Annotated in this window: 2 protein-coding genes and 4 rRNA genes; 1 reads left to right on the top strand and 5 read right to left on the bottom strand. The window is 58.0% G+C overall.

Annotated features, from left to right (window positions below):
• Window positions 1-60 precede the first annotated feature (60 nt).
• The 4 genes from rrf (FVP33_RS17195) to tyrS form a co-directional block, all read right to left on the bottom strand.
• Window positions 61-177: ribosomal RNA gene (rrf, locus tag FVP33_RS17195) — 5S ribosomal RNA — on the bottom strand.
• A gap of 166 nt (window positions 178-343) precedes the next feature.
• Window positions 344-3467 (bottom strand): 23S ribosomal RNA (locus tag FVP33_RS17190).
• Window positions 3468-4015: 548 nt separating this feature from the next.
• Window positions 4016-5536, bottom strand: a 16S ribosomal RNA gene (locus FVP33_RS17185).
• Together the 16S, 23S and 5S rRNA genes form the textbook arrangement of a ribosomal RNA operon.
• Window positions 5537-6148: 612 nt before the next feature.
• Window positions 6149-7450 (bottom strand): tyrosine--tRNA ligase, encoded by a 1302-nt coding sequence (gene tyrS / locus FVP33_RS17180; protein ID WP_147784927.1) that lies wholly within the window; start codon window positions 7448-7450, stop codon window positions 6149-6151.
• Window positions 7451-7581: 131 nt separating this feature from the next.
• Between tyrS and FVP33_RS17175 the strand changes: the two genes are divergently transcribed.
• Window positions 7582-8196, top strand: a complete 615-nt coding sequence (locus FVP33_RS17175) for a DNA-binding protein (RefSeq protein ID WP_147784926.1) — start codon at window positions 7582-7584, stop codon at window positions 8194-8196.
• Window positions 8197-8373: 177 nt separating this feature from the next.
• Here the strand turns inward: FVP33_RS17175 and rrf (FVP33_RS17170) are convergent.
• Window positions 8374-8490, bottom strand: a 5S ribosomal RNA gene (rrf, locus tag FVP33_RS17170).
• Between the last annotated feature and the right edge of the window lie 50 nt (window positions 8491-8540).

Raw genomic sequence — 8540 nt, 5'->3', positions numbered from 1 at the left:
GGTTGGTGGGTTAACGCAGGATGGCCACCCCGGTATCGGGGTGGCCATCTGAACGAAGAAGTCCGGCGGTGTCCTACTCTCCCACAAGGTCCCCCTTGCAGTACCATCGGCGCAGAGAGTCTTAGCTTCCGGGTTCGGAATGTGACCGGGCGTTTCCCTCTCGCTATGGCCGCCGAAACACTAGGGATATAACTAGGTTTCGAATTAGCCAACAGCTCAGTTGTTCGAAGTCCTCCCGGGGGAGGGTCTTCACAACTGGTGTTGTGCTGATTCCCGACCGTATATCGGGAACCACTCAGTGGACGCAAGCATTGTGCTTCCCCCGTCTAACGGGGGGAAGAGTGTTATCAAGTTATCGGCTTATTAGTACGGGTCAGCTCCACGAGTCTTTAGTCCTCGCTTCCACATCCCGCCTATCAACCCAGTAGTCTAGCTGGGAGCCTCTCGACCTAAGTCATGGAAATCTCATCTTGAAGCTGGCTTCCCGCTTAGATGCTTTCAGCGGTTATCCATTCCGAACGTAGCTAATCAGCGGTGCTCCTGGCGGAACAACTGACACACCAGAGGTTCGTCCATCCCGGTCCTCTCGTACTAGGGATAGATCTTCTCAAATTTCCTGCGCGCGCAGAGGATAGGGACCGAACTGTCTCACGACGTTCTAAACCCAGCTCGCGTACCGCTTTAATGGGCGAACAGCCCAACCCTTGGGACCTACTCCAGCCCCAGGATGCGACGAGCCGACATCGAGGTGCCAAACCATGCCGTCGATATGGACTCTTGGGCAAGATCAGCCTGTTATCCCCGAGGTACCTTTTATCCGTTGAGCGACAGCGCTTCCACAAGCCACTGCCGGATCACTAGTCCCGACTTTCGTCCCTGCTCGACTTGTCAGTCTCACAGTCAAGCTCCCTTGTGCACTTACACTCGACATCTGATTGCCAACCAGATTGAGGGAACCTTTGGGCGCCTCCGTTACTTTTTAGGAGGCAACCGCCCCAGTTAAACTACCCACCAGGCACTGTCCCTGAACCGGATTACGGTTCGAAGTTAGATATCCAAAGTGACCAGAGTGGTATTTCAACGATGACTCCACCTGAACTAGCGTCCAAGCTTCACAGTCTCCCACCTATCCTACACAAGCCACTCCGAACACCAATACCAAGCTGTAGTAAAGGTCACGGGGTCTTTCCGTCCTTCTGCGCGTAACGAGCATCTTTACTCGTAGTGCAATTTCGCCGAGTTCGCGGTTGAGACAGCTGGGAAGTCGTTACGCCATTCGTGCAGGTCGGAACTTACCCGACAAGGAATTTCGCTACCTTAGGATGGTTATAGTTACCACCGCCGTTTACTGGGGCTTAAATTCTCAGCTTCGCCTTGCGGCTAACCGTTCCTCTTAACCTTCCAGCACCGGGCAGGCGTCAGTCCGTATACATCGTCTTGCGACTTGGCACGGACCTGTGTTTTTAGTAAACAGTCGCTTCCCACTGGTCTCTGCGGCCGTATGGTGCTTCCAGGAGCAAGTCCCTTCACACCGCGGGCCCCCCTTCTCCCGAAGTTACGGGGGCATTTTGCCGAGTTCCTTAACCACGATTCTCTCGATCTCCTTGGTATTCTCTACCTGAACACCTGAGTCGGTTTGGGGTACGGGTGACTTGAACCTCGCGTCGATGCTTTTCTTGGCAGCATAGGATCACTGATTTCGTCCGTGAGGACTACCCATCGGGTCTCAGGCTTAATGAACGACGGATTTGCCTATCGTTCGCCCTACATCCTTAGACCGGGACAACCATCGCCCGGCTCAGCTACCTTCCTGCGTCACACCTGTTAATACGCTAACCGCACCAGCATAGGGTCGTGTGCTAGGCCCCACGCTTCACCCCGAAGGGATCCATCTAGGGGATTCAGACACTTAGCATTACTGGATTAGCTTGGGCGGTTCTTCGTCAGTACGGGAATATCAACCCGTTGTCCATCGACTACGCCTGTCGGCCTCGCCTTAGGTCCCGACTTACCCAGGGCGGATTAGCCTGGCCCTGGAACCCTTGTTCTTTCGGAGGACGGGTTTCTCACCCGTCTTTCGCTACTCATGCCTGCATTCTCACTCGTGTGGCGTCCACGGCTGGTTCACACCGCCGCTTCACTCGCCACACGACGCTCTCCTACCACTCCGTACGCCTGGACCCACAAAAGCGGGCCGGGCTACTATACGAAATCTACAACTTCGGTGGTGTGCTTGAGCCCCGTTACATTGTCGGCGCGGAACCACTTGACCAGTGAGCTATTACGCACTCTTTCAAGGGTGGCTGCTTCTAAGCCAACCTCCTGGTTGTCTGTGCAGCTCCACATCCTTTCCCACTTAGCACACGCTTTGGGACCTTAGTTGGTAGTCTGGGTTGTTTCCCTCTCGACGATGAAGCTTATCCCCCACCGTCTCACTGCTGCGCTCTCACTTACCGGCATTCGGAGTTTGGCTAACGTCAGTAACCTTTTGGGGCCCATCAGCTATCCAGTAGCTCTACCTCCGGCAAGAAACACGCAACGCTGCACCTAAATGCATTTCGGAGAGAACCAGCTATCACGAAGTTTGATTGGCCTTTCACCCCTATCCACAGCTCATCCCCTCCATTTTCAACTGAAGTGGGTTCGGTCCTCCACGACGTCTTACCGTCGCTTCAACCTGGCCATGGATAGATCACTTCGCTTCGGGTCTAGACCCAGCGACTATTTCGCCCTATTCAGACTCGCTTTCGCTACGGCTACCCCACTCGGGTTAACCTCGCCACTGAGCACTAACTCGCAGGCTCATTCTTCAAAAGGCACGCTGTCACCCCTACTAAGGAGGCTCCAACGGTTTGTATGCAAACGGTTTCAGGTACTATTTCACTCCCCTCCCGGGGTACTTTTCACCTTTCCCTCACGGTACTTGTCCGCTATCGGTCTTCTGGGAGTATTTAGGCTTATCAGGTGGTCCTGACAGATTCACACGGGATTTCTCGGGCCCCGTGATACTTGGGATACTTCTTCAGCCATTGCGACATTTCGACTACAGGGCTGGCACCTTCTATGGCTGGGCTTTCAATCCCATTCGTCTATATCGCGCTGTAACTGTTGCAGTACGGCAGTAACTGCTAAAAAGTCCCGCAACCCCGACCATGCAACGCCTGCCGGCTATCACACATGATCGGTTTGGCCTCTTCCGGTTTCGCTCGCCACTACTTACGGAATCGCTTTTGCTTTCTCTTCCTGTGGGTACTGAGATGTTTCACTTCCCCACGTTCCCTCTACCCGCCCTATATATTCAGGCGGGAGTCACCAGGTCGTATTGCTACGCCTGGCGGGGTTTCCCCATTCGGAGATCCTCGGATCAAAGCTCTATTATCAGCTCCCCGAGGCTTATCGCAGATTTATACGTCCTTCTTCGGCTCCAGAAGCCAAGGCATTCACCGTTTGCACTTAGAAACTTGATGACAAAATTACACAAAGCACCAGCAGCGCGTTGAATAAACAACGCATTGCTAGAACTTCTATGAAGAGATCAACCCACCAAAACCAGCCACCGGCCTAAACCGGAAACCTTCTCGACAGGCAGTCTCTAAGATGCTCGCGTCCACTGTGTAGTTCTCAAAATACGGGCGGTACTCCGTCTAACCCGTGCCTACCGTGTCAACCGAAAGGTTGTGCCGGCGGTTCGCCAGGGATCGAAGTCCAAGACCGTGACCACACCCGCCCGAAGACGACCATGATCATTGCGGCCCAGAGGAAAGAACAAACCCGCCCCCGAAAGGACGAGCCGGCCCGGTCCCTCAGGACCCAACAGCGTGCAAAAGACCAAACTCAAGATCCGAAACGTTCCGAGCCTGCTGCACGCAGCGGGCTGTACTGATTTGACGACTCTCTCACCTGGTCACAATGTCAATGTTCCACCCATGAGCGCCACCGGAGAACGTGTGTCTCCGAAATGGCTACGAGGTTTACTAGCCCCTGTATACAGAGGGCATCCTCGAGTGCTCCTTAGAAAGGAGGTGATCCAGCCGCACCTTCCGGTACGGCTACCTTGTTACGACTTAGTCCTAATTACCGATCCCACCTTCGACAGCTCCATCCCTTACGGGTTTGGCCACTGGCTTCGGGTGTTACCGACTTTCATGACTTGACGGGCGGTGTGTACAAGGCCCGGGAACGTATTCACCGCAGCGTTGCTGATCTGCGATTACTAGCGACTCCGACTTCATGAGGTCGAGTTGCAGACCTCAATCCGAACTGAGACCGGCTTTTTGGGATTCGCTCCACCTTACGGTATTGCAGCCCTTTGTACCGGCCATTGTAGCATGCGTGAAGCCCAAGACATAAGGGGCATGATGATTTGACGTCATCCCCACCTTCCTCCGAGTTGACCCCGGCAGTCTCCTATGAGTTCCCACCATTACGTGCTGGCAACATAGAACGAGGGTTGCGCTCGTTGCGGGACTTAACCCAACATCTCACGACACGAGCTGACGACAACCATGCACCACCTGTATACCGACCTTGCGGGGCGACTGTTTCCAGCCGTTTCCGGTATATGTCAAGCCTTGGTAAGGTTCTTCGCGTTGCATCGAATTAATCCGCATGCTCCGCCGCTTGTGCGGGCCCCCGTCAATTCCTTTGAGTTTTAGCCTTGCGGCCGTACTCCCCAGGCGGGGAACTTAATGCGTTAGCTGCGACACAGAAGCCGTGGAATGGCCCCTACATCTAGTTCCCAACGTTTACGGCATGGACTACCAGGGTATCTAATCCTGTTCGCTCCCCATGCTTTCGCTCCTCAGCGTCAGTTACGGCCCAGAGATCTGCCTTCGCCATCGGTGTTCCTCCTGATATCTGCGCATTCCACCGCTACACCAGGAATTCCAATCTCCCCTACCGCACTCTAGTCTGCCCGTACCCACTGCAGGCTGGGGGTTGAGCCCCCAGATTTCACAGCAGACGCGACAAACCGCCTACGAGCTCTTTACGCCCAATAATTCCGGATAACGCTTGCACCCTACGTATTACCGCGGCTGCTGGCACGTAGTTAGCCGGTGCTTTTTCTGCAGGTACCGTCACTTTCGCTTCTTCCCTACTAAAAGAGGTTTACAACCCGAAGGCCGTCGTCCCTCACGCGGCGTTGCTGCATCAGGCTTGCGCCCATTGTGCAATATTCCCCACTGCTGCCTCCCGTAGGAGTCTGGGCCGTGTCTCAGTCCCAGTGTGGCCGGTCACCCTCTCAGGCCGGCTACCCGTCGTCGCCTTGGTGGGCCATTACCTCACCAACTAGCTGATAGGCCGCGAGTCCATCCTTGACCAAAATTCTTTCCACCCCCTAGCCATGCGGCTGAAGGTCGTATCCGGTATTAGACACCGTTTCCAGTGCTTATCCCAGAGTCAAGGGCAGGTTACTCACGTGTTACTCACCCGTTCGCCACTAATCCAAGGAGCAAGCTCCCCTTCATCGTTCGACTTGCATGTGTTAAGCACGCCGCCAGCGTTCATCCTGAGCCAGGATCAAACTCTCCATAAATGTTTGATTGCTCGACACCTCGAAAGGCACCGGCACATCTAGCGCCACCCGCATCCGGAATGGGATGACAAGGTGACAAGTTTGAAACTGACAAGAACAAATCATTACTGACTTGCTTATCTGTTTAATTCAATTTCCAAAGGAATCTCCTACACCATCACCCGCTAGAAACGGGATCCAATGCACGAGGTTTTTGGCATTTGACATTGTGCACGCTGTTGAGTTCTCAAGGATCGGACGCTCCCGGTTTTCACCATCACGGCTGCTACCCGGGGCCAATCACCACTACCACGCCACCCCCCACTTCCGCGAAAGGCAACCTGTCCAACCTACCACCTCCAGGCCGCTTGTCAAGTTGATCAGCGCGGCTCGAAGGCCGGCTGCAGATCATCTCGACGTTGCCGTGAAACTGGGCAAAACTCCAAAGATCTGAAGACGAATTCCCCGCTGGAGAACCCGCTGTTTGACTTGGATGTGGTCCCTCTTGAGGCCGCTAAGCACTTCCGCTTAGTGAACCTTTGGGGTGACAAGAGGAAACATTACGGCCATCCGGGGGGCTGCGCAAATTAGCGCGCATCCCGGGCGCGTCACGTTTCGGATCCGCCCGGCGGACTACTCCACGAAGACGCCGGCAAGGGTCTTCTTGCCCCGCCTCAGCACCGCCATCCCGCCGGGAAGGGTCCTGCCCTCGAGTGTCGCGGCAGCATCTTCCACCTTCACGTTGTTGAGGTACACCCCGCCCTGCTCGAGCGCACGCCGCGCCTCACTCAGACTCGCGGTGAGACCCGTGTCGACCAACAGCTGCGTGACCAAAGCGTTGGGCATGGTGGTCGTGTTCGGGAGTTCGCGCAGGGCCGCCTCGAGCGTCGGCCGGTCGAGCAGCTCGAGGTCGCCCTGGCCGAACAGGGCCTCCGCCGCCGCGATCGCCGCGAGGGTGTCGTCGACACCATGAACGAGGCTCGTCACCCCGAAGGCCAGGGTGCGCTGCGCCTCGCGACGGAACGGCTCGCTGGCCACCGCCTCAGCGAGCCTGTCGATCTCCGCCCGCGGGAGGAAGGTGAAGATCTTCAGCCGCTGAACGACATCGCCGTCGTCGGTGTTGAGCCAGAACTGGTAGAAGGCGTACGGGCTGGTCAGGGTCGGGTCGAGCCAGATGGCGTTGCCCTCGCTCTTGCCGAACTTCGTGCCGTCGGAGTTGGTGATGAGCGGGGTGCCGATGGCGTGCACGCTCACCCCCTCCGCCTTGTGGATGAGATCGGTGCCGCTGGTGAGGTTGCCCCACTGGTCACTCCCCCCGGTCTGCAGCACACAGCCGTGGTTTCGGTAGAGCTCCAGGAAGTCCATGCCCTGCAGGATCTGGTAGCTGAACTCGGTGTAGCTGATGCCCGCGTCGCTGTTGAGCCGCGCGCTCACCGCATCCTTCTTGATCATCGTGCCCACCCGGAAGTACTTGCCGACATCCCGCAGGAAGTCGATCGCCGAGAGCGGGGCCGTCCAGTCGAGGTTGTTGACGAGCCGCGCGGCGGTGTCTCCCTCGAAACTCAGGAACTTGGAGACCTGGCCCTCGAGGTAGCCGACCCACTCCCTGACCGTCTCGGGCGAGTTCAACGTTCGTTCGGCCGTGGGCCGAGGGTCGCCGATGAGGCCGGTCGATCCGCCGACTAGGGCGAGCGGCCGATGGCCGGCGAGCTGGAGTCGGCGCATGAGCAGGAGCTGCACGAGATTGCCGAGGTGCAGGCTCGGCGCGGTCGGGTCGAACCCGCAGTAGTAGGTGATCTGGTCGCCGGCGAGCAGAGCCTTGAGTTCGGCCGGATCGGTCGAGACATGCACGAGGCCGCGCCACACCACCTCGTCCCAGACGTCGTCGAACGAATCGTCGTTGCGCTGAGCTGACAGGAGATCGGATGCTGGCATCGGGCAAGGATATCAGCGAGGCGATCACCGATCGGGACGATCTCATCCCCTCAAGCTTGATTTATCCACTATCAACCACATAGGGTTGATGGATAGGAAATCAGCCCCTGAGGGCTGATGGAGGGAGACCCATGTTCGTCGTCACCGCAGACCAGGTGGATAGCCGCAACCGCCCCGACATCGCCGACGAGACCATTCGCACGCTGACGTCTTCCCTGCGCGACGGACTCATGCTGCCGGTGGACCGCACGGCCGGCGACGAGATCCAGATGCTCGTCAAGGACGCGCATCACGCCCTCGCCGCAATCCTGTCGCTCTCGAGAGACGGGCAGTGGAGCGTGGGGTGCGGTGTCGGCGGCGTGAGCACTCCCCTGCCGGCCAACGCGCGCGAAGCCGGCGGGCCCGCCTTCGTCGCGGCCCGGGCCGCAGTGAACGACGCAAAGAAGAGGGACACGCGGTTCGCGCTGCGAGGCGACTCGGGTATCGACGCCGGTGACGCGGAGGCTCTCGTCGACCTGCTCCTCCAGCTCCGCGGCCGGCGGTCGCCAGAGGGCTGGGAGATCTACGACCTGATGAGCACCGGGAGCACCCAGGCAGATGCCGCGAAGCGACTCGGCATCACGCCGCAGGCTGCGAGCAAGCGCGCTCGAGCAGCCGCGATTCGAGCAGAGTTCGCCGCGGTGGTCCCGTTGGAACGGGTGCTCGCCGCGACGGACGACTCGGCCATCGCCCGCGAAGAACCGTGAACCCGCACCAGGCACCAGGCACCAGCGAGCAGCCTGGCCTGAACGCTCGGCCCAGGCACGCGCGCAGCCTGGCCTCACCGGTCGGTCCACCCGCCCGGCGTTGCCGTCCGGGGATCTGGTTGGTGGGTTAACGCAGGCTGGCCACCCCGGTCTCGGGGTGGCCATCTGAACGAAGAAGTCCGGCGGTGTCCTACTCTCCCACAAGGTCCCCCTTGCAGTACCATCGGCGCAGAGAGTCTTAGCTTCCGGGTTCGGAATGTGACCGGGCGTTTCCCTCTCGCTATGGCCGCCGAAACACTAGGGATATAACTAGGTTTCGAATTAGCCAACAGCTCAGTTGTTCG

Source organism: Lacisediminihabitans profunda (assembly GCF_008040105.1).
In the GTDB taxonomy this organism is placed as follows: domain Bacteria; phylum Actinomycetota; class Actinomycetes; order Actinomycetales; family Microbacteriaceae; genus Lacisediminihabitans; species Lacisediminihabitans profunda.
Note: the sequence above shows the minus strand (reverse complement) of the source record. Positions and strands in the feature narration are given on the sequence as shown.

Excerpts from the sequence above, each read along its gene's own strand:
- tyrS (WP_147784927.1), bottom strand. The coding sequence starts at position 7,450 with ATGCCAGCATCCGATCTCCTGTCAGCTCAGCGCAACGACGATTCGTTC.
- FVP33_RS17175 (WP_147784926.1), top strand. The coding sequence starts at position 7,582 with ATGTTCGTCGTCACCGCAGACCAGGTGGATAGCCGCAACCGCCCCGAC.